11 protein-coding genes, 1 tRNA gene and 1 riboswitch are annotated in these 12,808 nt (G+C 72.0%); of the genes, 5 read left to right on the forward strand and 7 right to left on the reverse strand.

Translation table 11 applies throughout. The annotated features are described in order from the left end of the window. Positions 1-9: 9 nt before the first annotated feature. Together ACZ6Z8_RS27870 and ACZ6Z8_RS27875 are read right to left on the reverse strand one after the other, a co-directional pair. On the reverse strand, positions 10-573 hold the full coding sequence (locus ACZ6Z8_RS27870; protein WP_465612779.1) for an EF-hand domain-containing protein: 564 nt from the start codon (positions 571-573) through the stop codon (positions 10-12). 245 nt (positions 574-818) lie between these two features. Further along, on the reverse strand, positions 819-1,370 hold the full coding sequence (locus ACZ6Z8_RS27875; protein ID WP_465612780.1) for an ATP-binding cassette domain-containing protein: 552 nt from the start codon (positions 1,368-1,370) through the stop codon (positions 819-821). 72 nt (positions 1,371-1,442) lie between these two features. Beyond that, a riboswitch (ZMP/ZTP riboswitch) is annotated at positions 1,443-1,537 on the forward strand. Positions 1,538-1,557: 20 nt separating this feature from the next. Between ACZ6Z8_RS27875 and ACZ6Z8_RS27880 the strand changes: the two genes are divergently transcribed. After that, positions 1,558-3,039 (forward strand): glycine hydroxymethyltransferase, encoded by a 1,482-nt coding sequence (locus ACZ6Z8_RS27880; RefSeq protein ID WP_465612781.1) that lies wholly within the window; start codon positions 1,558-1,560, stop codon positions 3,037-3,039. Positions 3,040-3,111: 72 nt separating this feature from the next. Here the strand turns inward: ACZ6Z8_RS27880 and ACZ6Z8_RS27885 are convergent, their stop codons facing one another. Both ACZ6Z8_RS27885 and ACZ6Z8_RS27890 read right to left on the reverse strand, forming a co-directional pair. Further along, positions 3,112-4,539 carry an aldehyde dehydrogenase family protein gene (locus ACZ6Z8_RS27885; RefSeq protein WP_465612782.1) on the reverse strand — a complete coding sequence of 476 codons (1,428 nt, stop codon included), beginning with the start codon at positions 4,537-4,539 and terminating at the stop codon, positions 3,112-3,114. 101 nt (positions 4,540-4,640) lie between these two features. Continuing rightward, the gene (locus tag ACZ6Z8_RS27890) at positions 4,641-5,105 is read right to left on the reverse strand and encodes a DUF6624 domain-containing protein (RefSeq protein ID WP_465612840.1); all 465 of its coding nucleotides are present in this window, start codon (positions 5,103-5,105) and stop codon (positions 4,641-4,643) included. 453 nt (positions 5,106-5,558) lie between these two features. Between ACZ6Z8_RS27890 and ACZ6Z8_RS27895 the strand changes: the two genes are divergently transcribed. Beyond that, positions 5,559-6,533: a class I SAM-dependent methyltransferase gene (locus ACZ6Z8_RS27895; RefSeq protein ID WP_465612783.1), complete on the forward strand. Its 975-nt coding sequence runs from the start codon at positions 5,559-5,561 to the stop codon at positions 6,531-6,533. 203 nt (positions 6,534-6,736) lie between these two features. Here the strand turns inward: ACZ6Z8_RS27895 and ACZ6Z8_RS27900 are convergent, their stop codons facing one another. Both ACZ6Z8_RS27900 and ACZ6Z8_RS27905 read right to left on the reverse strand, forming a co-directional pair. Next, complete coding sequence (locus tag ACZ6Z8_RS27900) at positions 6,737-8,410, reverse strand: APC family permease (protein ID WP_465612784.1); 1,674 nt, start codon at positions 8,408-8,410, stop codon at positions 6,737-6,739. 297 nt (positions 8,411-8,707) lie between these two features. After that, a tRNA-Leu gene (locus ACZ6Z8_RS27905) sits at positions 8,708-8,792 on the reverse strand. A gap of 335 nt (positions 8,793-9,127) precedes the next feature. On the opposite strand from ACZ6Z8_RS27905, the gene ACZ6Z8_RS27910 reads away from it, so the two are divergent. Further along, the gene (locus ACZ6Z8_RS27910) at positions 9,128-9,697 is read left to right on the forward strand and encodes an ATP-binding protein (protein ID WP_465612785.1); all 570 of its coding nucleotides are present in this window, start codon (positions 9,128-9,130) and stop codon (positions 9,695-9,697) included. Between the two features lie 167 nt (positions 9,698-9,864). On the opposite strand, the gene idi is transcribed toward ACZ6Z8_RS27910, so the two are convergent. Next, positions 9,865-10,512 (reverse strand): isopentenyl-diphosphate Delta-isomerase, encoded by a 648-nt coding sequence (gene idi / locus ACZ6Z8_RS27915; RefSeq protein ID WP_465612786.1) that lies wholly within the window; start codon positions 10,510-10,512, stop codon positions 9,865-9,867. 487 nt (positions 10,513-10,999) lie between these two features. Between idi and ACZ6Z8_RS27920 the strand changes: the two genes are divergently transcribed. Both ACZ6Z8_RS27920 and ACZ6Z8_RS27925 read left to right on the forward strand, forming a co-directional pair. Then, complete coding sequence (locus ACZ6Z8_RS27920) at positions 11,000-11,755, forward strand: phosphocholine cytidylyltransferase family protein (RefSeq protein WP_402814781.1); 756 nt, start codon at positions 11,000-11,002, stop codon at positions 11,753-11,755. Further along, complete coding sequence (locus ACZ6Z8_RS27925) at positions 11,743-12,804, forward strand: iron-containing alcohol dehydrogenase family protein (protein ID WP_465612787.1); 1,062 nt, start codon at positions 11,743-11,745, stop codon at positions 12,802-12,804. Before ACZ6Z8_RS27920 ends, ACZ6Z8_RS27925 begins: the two co-directional genes overlap by 13 nt. Positions 12,805-12,808 lie beyond the last annotated feature (4 nt).

Genomic DNA, 12,808 nt, shown 5'->3' on the forward strand with positions numbered 1-12,808 from the left:
GCGCGGGTATCAGAGCGCGTAAGGCGGCTTCCCCGTCCACCAGTTGCCCGGCGCCTCCGGGTCGCGGCTGGTCCAGTACTCGATGATCGCGCTGGTGAACTCGGCCGCCGACAGCGTCCCGTCTCCGTCCAGGTCGAGGTGGCGGAAGGCCTCGTCGGCGTCGTCGCGGCAGAGCCCGGCGAAGTGGCCGCGCTGGAACACGAAGAACTCGCCGGCGTCCACCGTTCCGCTGCGGTCGGCGTCGGCGACGGCGAGGAAGGCCTCGGCCAGGGCGCCGAGGATCTCCCGGGCGGCCTCCGGGTCGTCGGCGAGCGCGCCGGTCGAGGCGACGAACTGCTCGCGGGTGATCGCCTCCGTCCCGGCGGGCTTCCCGGCGAGGTGGAGGTCGTGCCAGACGGTCAGGTAGGCGCGGACGATCAGGGCCTCCGCCTCCGATCCCTCCTGGTGGCCGAGCGAGCGGGCCACCGAGTGGCCCATCAGCACATGGTCCCGCTCGGTGAGCAGTCCGTCCCCGTCGGCGTCGAGGTGGTCGAAACCGTGATTGATCTTTGCGATGAGCAGGTCGTCCGACAATGTGCCCCCTCCGGTGGCGATCCCGCGGCTCGGGAGGGCCGCGGCACGTTGAGCGACGTCGCGTCGCCAGCACGCTAACGCCTGGAGCCGTGCTCGCGCAGCCGAACGAAGGGCGAACGGCGGCGCACGGCCGCGCGCTCGGTCCACCTGGTGACCGGCCCGGACGTACGCCGCCGGCAGCAGCTCCCGCATCGGGACGGTGCCGGCCGTTCTCACCGGCCCCTCCGGCCCGGAGCACCGGCCCCTCAGCGCGCCGCCGCCAGCAGCGCCCGGGTGTACGGCGCGCGTGGCGCGGCCAGCAGCTCGCCGGTCGGCGCGGACTCGACCTCGGCGCCGTCGCGCAGCACCAGCGTGCGGTCCGTCGTCCCCGCGACCACGCCCAGGTCGTGGCTGACCAGCAGCACCGCCGTGCCGTTCTCGCGCTGCAACTCGCCCAACAGGTCCAGTACTTGCCGCTGGACCCGAGCGTCCAGCGCGGTGGTCGGCTCGTCCGCGATCAGCAGCTGGGGGTCGTTCATCAGCGCCATCGCGATCATCACACGCTGGCGCATCCCGCCGGAGAACCGGTGCGGGTGGTCGCGCAGCCGGGCGGACGGGATGCCGACCCGGTCGAGCATCGCGGCCGCGCGCCGCCGGGCCTCGGCGCGCCCGGCCCGGGGGTGGTGCAGCCGGTACGTCTCGGCGAGTTGGGCGCCGACGCCGTGGAAGGGGCTGAGCGAGGTGAGCGCATCCTGGAAGACCAGCGCGGCCCGGCCGCCCCGCGCCCCGCGCAGCACCGGCTCCCCGGCGCCGACCAACTCTGGACCAACCGGGGCGGCCCGTCCCGCGTTCTGAGACCTCCGCCACAGTCCCCGGGTGTTGGTACGATCCCGGTGGACCGCGACTGGCGCGTAGGGATGGAATCGACCATCGGGAAGCGGTCCCGTGGATCCTCACGTCGTTGCCGAGCGCCTGGGCCGCCCGCATCCGCATCAGGAGACCGCCATGGCCCAGCCCTACCGCCAGCAGACCCCCGCCCAGCCGCACACCGCCGCGAGCCCCTCCGCCGACACCGCCTTCCGCAGCGCCCTGGATGTCGTGGCCGGCGTCGAGCCGCGGATCGCCGCCGCCATCGGCCAGGAGCTGGAGGACCAGCGCGCCTCGCTCAAGCTGATCGCCAGCGAGAACTACGCCTCCCCCGCCGTCCTGCTCGCCATGGGCAACTGGTTCAGCGACAAGTACGCCGAGGGCACCGTCGGCCGCCGCTTCTACGCGGGCTGCCGCAACGTCGACACCGTCGAGGCGCTCGCCGCCGAGCACGCCCGCGAGCTGTTCGGCGCCGAGCACGCCTACGTCCAGCCGCACTCGGGCATCGACGCCAACCTCACCGCCTTCTGGGCCGTCCTCTCCCAGCGGGTCGAGAGCCCGGCGCTGGAGCGCGCCCAGGTGCGCAACGTCAACGACCTCACCGAGCAGGACTGGGCCCGGCTGCGCCAGGAGCTCGGCAACCAGCGCATGCTGGGCATGTCCCTGGACACCGGCGGCCACCTCACCCACGGCTTCCGGCCCAACATCTCGGGCAAGATGTTCGAGCAGCGCAGCTACGGCACCGACCCGGAGACCGGCCTGATCGACTACGACGCGCTGCGCGAGACCGCCCGCGAGTTCCGCCCGCTGATCCTGGTGGCCGGCTACTCCGCCTACCCGCGACTGGTGAACTTCCGCAAGATGCGCGAGATCGCCGACGAGGTGGGCGCGACCCTCATGGTCGACATGGCGCACTTCGCCGGCCTGGTCGCGGGCAAGGTGCTGACCGGTGACCACGACCCGGTGCCGCACGCCCACATCGTCACCACCACCACCCACAAGTCGCTGCGCGGCCCGCGCGGTGGAATGGTGCTCAGCAACGCCGAGCTCGCCGAACACGTCGACCGCGGTTGCCCGTTGGTGCTCGGCGGCCCGCTCTCGCACGTCATGGCCGCCAAGGCCGTCGCCCTCGCCGAGGCCCGCCGCCCCGAGTTCCGGGCCTACGCCCGCGCCGTGGTCGACAACGCCCAGGCGCTCGCCGAGGGCCTGCTGCGCCGCGGCGGCAAGCTGGTCACCGGCGGCACCGACAACCACCTGGTGCTCGCCGACGTCTCCGGTTACGGCCTGACGGGGCGTCAGGCCGAGGCGGCGCTGCTCGACTCGGGCATCGTCACCAACCGCAACTCCGTCCCGCAGGACCCGAACGGCGCCTGGTACACCTCGGGCGTCCGGCTCGGCACCCCGGCGCTCACCACGCGTGGCCTGGGTACCGCCGAGATGGACGAGATCGCCGCCCTGATCGACACCGTCCTGCGCGGCACCACCCCCGCCACCACCGCCAACGGGGCTCCCTCCAAGGCGAACTACGCCCTCGACGAGTCCCTGCGCGACGGCATCGCCAAGCGCGCCGCCGACCTGCTCGCGCCCTTCCCGCTCTACCCGGGCGTCGACCTGGCCTGACCCGGGCGGGCCCGGGTCGGCCTCGGCCGGCCCGGGCCGACCCGGCCAGGGCCTGTCCTAGTACTGCAGCGACTAGTACTGCAGCGACTTGTACTGGAGGAACTCCTCCAGCCCGTGCCGGCCCAGTTCGCGGCCGAGCCCGGAGGCCTTGTAACCGCCGAACGGGGCCAGCGGGTTGAAGCGCCCGCCGTTGAGGTCGACCTGGCCGGTGTCGAGCCGGCGGGCGAAGGCGGCGGCGGTGTCCGTGTTGGCGGCCCAGACGCCGCCCGCCAGGCCGTAGGCCGTGCCGTTGGCGATCTCGACCGCGTGGTCCTCGTCCCGGTAGGGGAGGACGGCCAGCACCGGGCCGAAGACCTCCTCCTGGGCCACCGCCATGTCCGGGGTGACGTCGGCGAGGACGGTCGGGCGGACGTAGAAGCCGGTGGGGAGCTCGGGCAGCGGCTCCGGGCCGCCGGCCACCACCCGGGCGCCCTCGGCGAGCGCGCCCTCCAGGTAGCCGCGCACCCGGGCCAGCTGCTCGGCGTTGACCAGCGGGCCGATCCGGGTCTGCGGGTCGGTCGGGTCGCCCGGGACGTACTTCTCGGCGGCCTTGGCGGCGATCGCGACCGCCTCGTCGTACTGGTCCCGGTGCACCAGCAGCCGGGTCCAGGCGCTGCACGTCTGGCCCGAGTTGGCGAAGACGTTGGCGACGTTCACGTTCACGGCACGGGTCAGGTCGGCGCCCGGCAGCACCACGTTGGCGGACTTGCCGCCCAGCTCCAGGGTGACCCGCTTCAGCCCGCGCCCGGCCGTCTCGGCGACCCGCCGGCCGACCGTGGTGGAGCCGGTGAACGACACCACGTCCACCTTCGGATGGGCGGCGAGTGCCGCGCCCGCCACCGCACCGGTGCCGGTCACCAGGTTGAACACCCCGGCCGGGAACCCCGCTTCGTGCACCAGCCGGGCGAACAGCCGGGCCACCAGCGGGGTGTCCTCGGCCGGCTTCAGCACCACCGGGCAGCCGGCCGCCAGGGCCGGCACGACCTTGGCCGTGATCTGGTGCAACGGGTAGTTCCACGGCGTGATCGCCGCGACCACCCCGGCCGGCTCGGCGAGCACCACCGAGTTGCCGATCCGCTCCTCGAAGGGGTGCTCGGCCAGCAGGCTCAGGTAGGAGGTCGCCACGGTCAGCGGCAGCCCGGCGTGCACGGCCCCGGCGAAGCCGACGGGGGCGCCCAGTTCGGCGACCACGGTCGAGGTGATCTCCGCCTGGGCGCCGGCGATCCCGTCCCGGAGCCGGGTCAGCAGCGTGAGCCGCTCCTCGCGGGTGGTGGCCGCCCAGTCGGGGGCAGCCCGGCGGGCGGCCACCACCGCGGCGTCGACATCGGCCGTCCCGCCCGCCGGTACGGTGGCGAGCACTCGCTCGGTGGCCGGGTTCAGCACGGTGATGGACCCGGAGTCCCCGGAGGGCCGCCAGGCGCCGTCGATGTACTGGTCGCCGTACTCCGCGTACTCCTGCACAGGTCGTCCTCCCGGCCGCATTGATCAACAGCGATAGGGCCTCAGTCAAGGCGGCCGGACGGCCGCGCGCAAGAGCCGGCCCCGCGGCGCGGACCGGCCGGCTACCGCGGGGCGAACCGCGCGGTGTACTCGTCGAACGGTTCGATCCCCACCTGCGCGCGGCGTTCGTCCAGCCGGTCCGGGGCCTCGCAGGGCCACGGCACCGGGCGGCCGTTCGTCACCGCCCCGATCTGAGTGCCGTAGCGCTGCTCGCGTCCCTCGTTGACGGCCAGCCGGTCCTGGAGGAAGGCCAGGTCCCGGGCGCTCGCCGCGCCGGCCGCCACCGCCTCCGCCATCAGCTCCACCGCCCGGCGCTGGACGTCCAGTTGGCGGTCCGCGTGCTGGGCGATGAGCCAGGCCGCCCGGGCGGCGTCGGGGCCGTGGACCTGCTCGGTGGGCCAGCCGTGCTCCGCCATGATCTCCGAAAGCCGGTCCCCGTGCCGGGCGGTGAGCCGTCGCCAGACGGCCTGTTCGGCCAGGTCGGCGCTGTGCGCCAGCCGTGCGGTCGCGTTGTCCTCGGCCATCATCGCCACCAACTCGGCGGCGGGAGACGGCTCCTGAGTAGTCGTCCGGTCACGCTGTGCTTCTGACACGTCGATCTGCTCCGTGCGTCCGGGCCCGCCGTTCGGGCGCCCGCCACCACGGTAGGAGCGGAAACGGCGACGAAGATCATCCATGAGGCCGGTGACAACGGGTGGTTGGTCGGGGAACAATTGGACGCAGCCCATCCGCCAGACCGTGTTCACCTCCGGTTGCGAAGGCCAGGCTTCCGCATCTCCGCAAATCGGCAGCCGAAAGCTCTCCTCATCGCCCGGGTACCCGCTGTAGATTGCACCGAACTCCGTGGTGGGGCCTACTGTCGGTAGGGGCGACTCGCGTACGGCCGGGTGGCCCTCGCGCCCCCGGGGCCGAGCAGGCTGCCACCGCGCCGAGATGTGGCTCAGCACCCTCAGGTCATCCGTACCGCTAAGGAGCATCCCGTGACCGACACCGCGTTGCAGGGCGAAGCGCAGCAGCCCGGCGAACCGGCCGTGTTGGAGGACGTCCCGGGCTGGTTCTGGGACCACGACCGCCACTCCTTCGAATGGTTCCTCGACCGGCAGACCGAGCGGGGCGTGACCGGCGACCTGCTGGAGATGGGCGCCTACCTCGGCCGCAGCGCGATCGTGATCGGCGAACACCTCCAGCCCGGCGAGACCTTCACCGTCTGCGACCTGTTCGACTCGGACGCGCCGGACGCGGAGAACTCCAGCGAGATGGACATCTCCTACCGGAAGACGCTGACCCGGTCGGCCTTCGAGGCCAACTACCTGGCCTTCCACGACGAGCTGCCGGACATCATCCAGGCCCCGACCTCCGCGCTGGCCGGCGGACGGATCCCGGCCGACGCCTACCGCTTCATCCACATCGACGCCTCGCACCTCTACGAGCACGTGGTGGGCGACCTCCAGGTGGCCCGGGTCGCGCTGCAGGACCAGGGCGTCGTTGTGCTGGACGACTACCGGGCCCAGCACACCCCCGGTGTCGCGGCCGCGACCTGGGAGGCGGTGTTCAACCACGGCCTCAAGCCGATCATGCTCACCGAGTGCAAGTTCTACGGCACCTGGGGTGACCCGGAGCCGTTCCAGCGCGACCTGCTCGACCGGGTCGGCCTGGCGTCCGGCTGCGACCTCAGCACCGAGACCCTGAACGGTCGGCAGCTGCTGCGGATGACCGGCAGCTCCGAGGGCATCCGGCCGTTCCGCCCCTCCCGCCACGGGCGGCGCCCCGCCGTCGAACCGTCGGCGTCCCGTGACGCGCTCCGCGCCGCCCAGGACGAGGCGGCGCTCGACCTCGCCGTCCGCCGTGCCCGCGCCGCCGAGGCGCGCCGCCCGGTCAACGTCGCCAAGCGCGCGGCGAAGGATCTCCTGCCGCCGGTCGTCACCTCGGCGATCCGCCGCGCCCGCCGCGGCTGACCGGCCCGCGGGGGCGCCGTCGGCGAACAGCGAATAGCGAACAGCTGACAAATGACAGCGGACAGATAACAGCGGACAGATAACAGATGACAGCGAACAGATAACAGATTTCAGACTTTGTCAGCTGAACCCCGTCCACCACCCCCCAACGCCGAAGGGCCGGTCGGAAACCCGACCGGCCCTTCGAAAGAACGCGTACCAGCTCAGACCCGCGAGGGCTCCGAAGCCCCGGCAGCCCCGGAAGCGTCGCCCGACGCCTCAGCCTCAGCCTCAGCCTCGGCCGCCAGCTCACGGCGCACCTCGGCCAGCGAGGGGTTCGCCCAGGAGCTGGCGACGCCCCAGTAGTAGAACGCCAGCCCGATCGCGGCCACGATCAGCAGGTCCCAGCCCTCCGGCAGGTAGCCGTGGCCACCGAAGTCGGTGCTGCCGGCCCAGGAGATCCCGGCCATCACGAACAGGTAGGCGACCATCCAGGCGCCCGCCTTCAGGTGCGGCTTGAGCTCGGCGAACGGCTTGCGCAGCTCGTAGAAGGCCCAGATCGGCAGACCGGCGGCCATCAGCAGGATGACCTTGCCGGTGAGCGGCCAGCGGGCCCAGTACAGGACGAGCGAACCGAACACCATCGCGACCGGCGCGATCACCGGCATGGCCTTGAGCCGGACCGGACGCTTCAGGTCCGGGGCGAGGCGGCGCAGCGACATCACGGCGACCGGGCCGGTGATGTACGAGATCACGGTGGCCACCGAGACGATCTCGGCCAGCGAGCCCCAGCCGCGGAAGACCGCGAGGAACAGGAAGGCGACCAGCAGGTTCAGCAGCAGCGCCGGACGCGGGATGCCGGTCTTGGCGTCGACCTTGCCGAAGATCTTCGGCAGGTGGCCGTTCTCCTGCACGCCGTGGATCATGCGCGAGGTGGTGGCGGCGTAGATCATGCCGGTGCCGGACGGCGAGACGAAGGCGTCCGCGTAGAGCAGCAGCGCGAGCCAGTTGATGCCCCAGGCGATCGCGAGGTCGGCCAGCGGCGAGGTGTAGGAGAGGCTGCTCCAGCCCTTCGACAGGTCGGCGGCCGGGATGGCGCCGATGAAGGCGACCTGCAGCGCGACGTAGATCACCAGGGCGATCAGGATCGAGCCGATGACGGCCTTCGGCAGCGACTTGCCCGGGTTGCGGGCCTCGCCGGCCATGTTGAGCGGGGACTGGAAGCCGTTGAAGGCCCAGACGATGCCGGAGACGGCGACGGCGGTGAAGACCGCGCTCCAGCCGTTCGGCGCGAAGCCGCCCTGGTCGGTGAAGTGCGAGGTGTCGAAGTGCGCGAGGAGCAGCGCACCGGCGGTCAGCGTCGGCACGACGACCTTGAACACGGTGATGGCCGTGTTGGTCTTGGCGAACAGCGTGATCGCGAACCAGTTGAGGATGAAGTACACGACGAGCAGCACGCTGGCGAGGGCCACACCGCTGACGGTGAGCTCCTGGCCGTCGTACAACCCCTTGGCCCAGCCGAAGTGCCAGGAGCTCATGTACTGGACGGACGCGGTGGCCTCACCCGGGATGACCGAGACGATGGCGATCCAGTTGGCCCAGGCGGCCAGGTAGCCGGCCAGGGAGCCGTGCGAGTACTGGCCGTACCGGACCATGCCGCCGGCCTTGGGGAACATCGACCCCAGCTCGCTGTACGTGAGGGCGATGGTCAGCGCCACGGCGGCGCCGATCACCCAGGCGAGGATCGAGGCGGGGCCGGCCAGCTTGGCCGCCCGCTCGGCTCCGAACAGCCAGCCGGATCCGATGATCGAACCCAGGCCGACCGCTGTCAGGCTGATCGTCCCGAGCGATCGGCGGTAGTTCTGGTGTGATGCCGTCGACGAAGCGGGCTCACTCAACGTATCGGTCCTCTCGCTCGGGGTTCAGCGGATGGTGTCGGTGCTTTTACCGTTTTGATTCGGCATTCCGGACAAACCCCAGCAGCCTATGGTTCGAAAAGGGGCGAATACCTCAGAGGAAGCTCAAACTGCCCGATCGTTGCCATCTCGTGTCCGGCTTTCGGACGGCCGGACACCCTCGGCGAGACGAGCGCCACACCGCCGGACGGCAGTTGATCACGGGTGGGAGCCGAACTCGGGCCGGAAAAAGGAAATTCCCCGTGGCTTCCTTTCGGATTCCACGGGGAATTTCGACTGTGTCCGAGGGGGGACTTGAACCCCCACGCCCGATAAAGGGCACTAGCACCTCAAGCTAGCGCGTCTGCCATTCCGCCACCCGGACGGGGTGTGTGCTCCGGGGGTTTTTCTCGCCCCCTCGGCGACAGAGAGAACATTACCAGGGTTCTGGAGTGCTTCTCACCTGCGTTTCCTCGCCCTGGCCCGCGGGCGGGCCCGGGTGACCCGCCCCGGTGGGGACGCCGGGCCTGGCAGGACTGGCTGGGACGCTTCGCGAGGGCGCTCGAACCCCGGCCGAAGCGGTGGCGAGCGCGAAGCAAACGATCGGTTCCGCCCCCACTGGCGATCGGTCTCGATCGGAACCGATCCGACACGGGCAACTTGTCGACGGTGGCCCGGCCGCGCCGACCGCTCTCCTAGCCTCTGTGGACCGAGGGCGCCATGAGCGGATCGCCTGATTCCCGGGTCGCGGACGAAGGGCGGCTGGACGTGGAGCAGATCAGCGGGTCGGCGAAGGCCGAGCCGAGACCCGGCGGCCGGTCGGTCGGGCGGCAGACCGTCGACGGCCCCGCGGAGGGCCCCGTCGACGGCGTGTGGCGCTTCCGGGTGCCCGCCGTCGAGGCCTCCGTGCCGCGCACCCGCCATGCGGTGCGCGACCGCCTGCTGGCCCAGGGCATGACCGGGGTGCGCTACCAGGAGCTGGTGGACGACGTGCTGCTGATCGTCTCCGAGCTGGTCGGCAACGCCGTGCGGCACGCGGCCGAGCTGTCGCCCGAGGTGACGACGGAGCTGTCGGTGCGCCGCGGCTGGGTGCGGGTCTCGGTCGAGGACGGCGACCCGTACCGGCCGAAGGCGCTGGAGAGCGACGCCGGTCGCACCGGCGGGCGCGGCCTGCTGCTGGTGAAGAGCGTCACCCTGCAGGCCGGCGGGGTGTGTGACGTCGAACGCACGGGGGAGGGCGGCAAGGTCATCTGGGCCTCGCTCCCCGTCCCCCCGGAGCCCGCGCGCTGACGCCCGGCCCCGCGAAGGCGACGGCCCGCACCGAGGCACCTCGCCGAAACCCGGCACCGTCCCGCCGGAACACGGCACCACCCTGCCGGAACCCGGCACCGCCCCGCCGGAACACAAGGGCGGCCGCCCCCGGAAGGACGGCCGCCCACGCGCAGACGCGCGGGCCGCTACCAGTCCCGCCCGGCGATCTCCCGGATCCCCGGCAGCGCCGCCTCGAAGACCGTCTCGAACCAGACCGAGAAGGGCCGCTCCGCCCGCAGCTCGCGCAGCTCCTGCGCGGTCACGAAGGCGAAGTCGTCCACCTCCTCCGGGTCCGGCTCGACCGGCGCGGTCACCAGCCCCACGAACAGGTGGTTCCATTCCCGCTCGATCAGCCCGGAGGCCTCGTCCGGCAGGTCGTAGCGGACCGTCCCCGCCTCGCAGAGCAGCGCCGGCGCGACGCCCAGCTCCTCGGCGGTGCGCCGGGCGGCGGCGACGAACGGCGGCTCGTCCGGGTACGGGTGCCCGCAGCAGGTGTTCGACCAGACGCCGGGGGAGTGGTACTTGCCGAGCGCCCGGCGCTGCAGCAGCAGCCGGCCCTGGCGGTCGAAGAGGAACACCGAGAAGGCCCGGTGCAGCCGCCCCGGCTGCTGGTGGGCCCAGAGCTTCTCGGCGGTGCCGATCGTGACGCCCTCGTCGTCGACCAGTTCCAGCAGGATCTCGGCGCCGGGGGCGGCGGAGGCCCGTGGGTCGACCGTCACGTCGGTCTCGACGTCGAGACCGGTGTCGATCTCGGCGGCGAAGTGCGTCGGGTCGGTCGGCAGACTCTGGGGCATGGGGCCTCTTTCGGGAGCGGGAGCAACGGAAGCATCGGGTGTGTCCGTGCACCGGGTGGAAGGCACGGGACACAGCGGGGGCACCGGCGCCGGCGTCGGGCTCCAGTCTGCCGTATGGGTGGCGGTCGGGACGGGTCCCACGCACAACCGGACGGATCATGACCCGGGGGAGCCCGGATCCGGGCGGAGACGGGTCGGGGAAGCCCCCGGAAGGGTCATTCGACCCGCAGGCCAGTTCGATATCCGTTCCCATCCCGTTCGATCACGGCTCCTCCACCCGGCCGTCACCTCACCGCCTCCGGCCGGGTTCGGGAGGGTGGCCCCGGTCGCCTACCATCACTTACGACACGCTGCCCGGATCTGTGCCGGTCCGGCGCGCCGCCACCGGGCCCGGCCGAACGCCGCTCCGGGGCGATAACAGCGCCGCCGCGCCCGTCGGCACATCCCGCGCGCACCGCACGACGTACGACGGATCAGGAGACCCCGCATGATCGGCCTCGTTCTGGCAGCCGGCGCCGGCCGCCGGCTGCGCCCGTACACCGACACCCTGCCCAAGGCGCTGGTGCCGGTCGACGGGGAGCGGACCGTCCTGGACCTCACCCTCGGCAACTTCGCCGAGGTCGGTCTGCGCGAGGCGGCGATAGTCGTCGGCTACCGCAAGGAGGCGGTGTACGACCGCAAGGACGCCCTGGAGAGCAAGTACGGCGTCAAGCTCCACCTGGTCGAGAACGACAAGGCCGAGGAGTGGAACAACGCCTACTCGCTCTGGTGCGCCCGCGAGCTGTTCTCCGAGGGCCTGCTGCTGGCCAACGGCGACACCGTCCACCCGGCCTCGGTGCAGCGCACCATGCTGGAGGGCAACCGGCAGCTCGCCGAGGCCGGCCGCGCCCCGGGCATTCTGCTCGCCCTCGACACGGTGAAGAAGCTCGCCGACGAGGAGATGAAGGTCGTCGTCGACCCGGCCGCCGGCATGCGCCGGATCACCAAGCTGATGGACCCGGCCGACGCGACCGGCGAGTACATCGGCGTCACCGTGATCAATCCGGCCGCCGCCGCCGACCTGACCGACGCGCTGCGCGCCACCTACGAGCGCGACCCGCAGCTGTACTACGAGGACGGCTACCAGGAGATGGTCGACCGGGGCCTGCGGATCGACGTGCAGCCGATCGGCGAGGTGTCCTGGGTCGAGGTCGACAACCACGACGACCTGGCGAAGGCGCGGGAGATCGCGTGCCGGTACTGACCCGACTGGTCCCGTCGCCGCTGTTCGCCGAGATCCGCCCGGGCGCGCTGGACGCGCTCGGCGGCATCCTGGCGGACCAGCGGCTGTCGGCGTCGGGCCGGATCGCGGTGGCGATCAGCAACGGCTCCGGCGCCGCGATGCGCGAGCGCCTGCAGCCGGCCCTGCCCGGCGCCGACTGGTACAACGTCGACGACGGCAGCCTCGACAGCGCGGTGCGCTTCGCTGAGGAGATGCGCGGCCGGCACTACGACGCGGTCGTCGGCCTGGGCGGCGGCAAGATCATCGACGCCGCCAAGTACGCCGCGGCCCGGGTCGGTCTGCCGGTGGTCGCGGTCGCCACCAACCTGGCCCACGACGGCATCTGCTCGCCGGTCTCCACCCTCGACAACGACGCCGGCCGCGGTTCCTACGGAGTGCCCAGCCCGATCGGCATCATCGTCGACCTGGACGTGATCCGGCAGGCCCCGCAGCGCTTCGTGGCGGCCGGCATCGGGGACGTCGTCTCCAACATCTCGGCCTGCGCGGACTGGGAGTTGTCCCACACGGTCACCGGCGAACCGGTGGACGGACTGGCCGTGGCGATGGCCCGCTCGGCGGGCGAGAACCTGCTGCGGCACCCGGGAAGCACTCAGGATCAGGACCTCCTGACGGCCCTCGCGGAAGCCCTGGTACTGTCCGGCATCGCGATGAACATCGCGGGCAGTACCCGGCCCTCGTCGGGCGCCTGCCACGAGATCTCGCATGCCCTGGACGTGCTGTACCCGAAGCGCTCCGCCCAGCACGGCGAACAGGTGGGCCTCGGCGCCGCGTTCGCCAGCTTCCTGCGGGGCGAGCGCGAGCTGACCGGCCTGATCGTGGAGCGCCTGGCGCGCCACGGACTGCCGGTGACCGCAGCTCAAATCGGCTTCACCGAAGCGGAGTTCACCGAGGCGGTGCACTACGCTCCGAACACCCGCCCGGGCCGCTACACCATCCTGGAACACCTCGACCTCTCCCCTTCCGCAATCAGGGACGCGTACGCCGACTATGTCCAAGCCGTCAACAGCTGACCCC

The organism is Kitasatospora sp. NPDC101108 (genome assembly GCF_055584725.1).

Bases quoted from the DNA above. Each gene is read 5' to 3' on its own strand.
- ACZ6Z8_RS27880 (WP_465612781.1), top strand. From the start codon at position 1,558: ATGGCCCAGCCCTACCGCCAGCAGACCCCCGCCCAGCCGCACACCGCC.
- ACZ6Z8_RS27890 (WP_465612840.1), bottom strand. From the start codon at position 5,105: ATGATGGCCGAGGACAACGCGACCGCACGGCTGGCGCACAGCGCCGAC.
- ACZ6Z8_RS27910 (WP_465612785.1), top strand. From the start codon at position 9,128: ATGAGCGGATCGCCTGATTCCCGGGTCGCGGACGAAGGGCGGCTGGAC.
- idi (WP_465612786.1), bottom strand. From the start codon at position 10,512: ATGCCCCAGAGTCTGCCGACCGACCCGACGCACTTCGCCGCCGAGATC.
- ACZ6Z8_RS27920 (WP_402814781.1), top strand. From the start codon at position 11,000: ATGATCGGCCTCGTTCTGGCAGCCGGCGCCGGCCGCCGGCTGCGCCCG.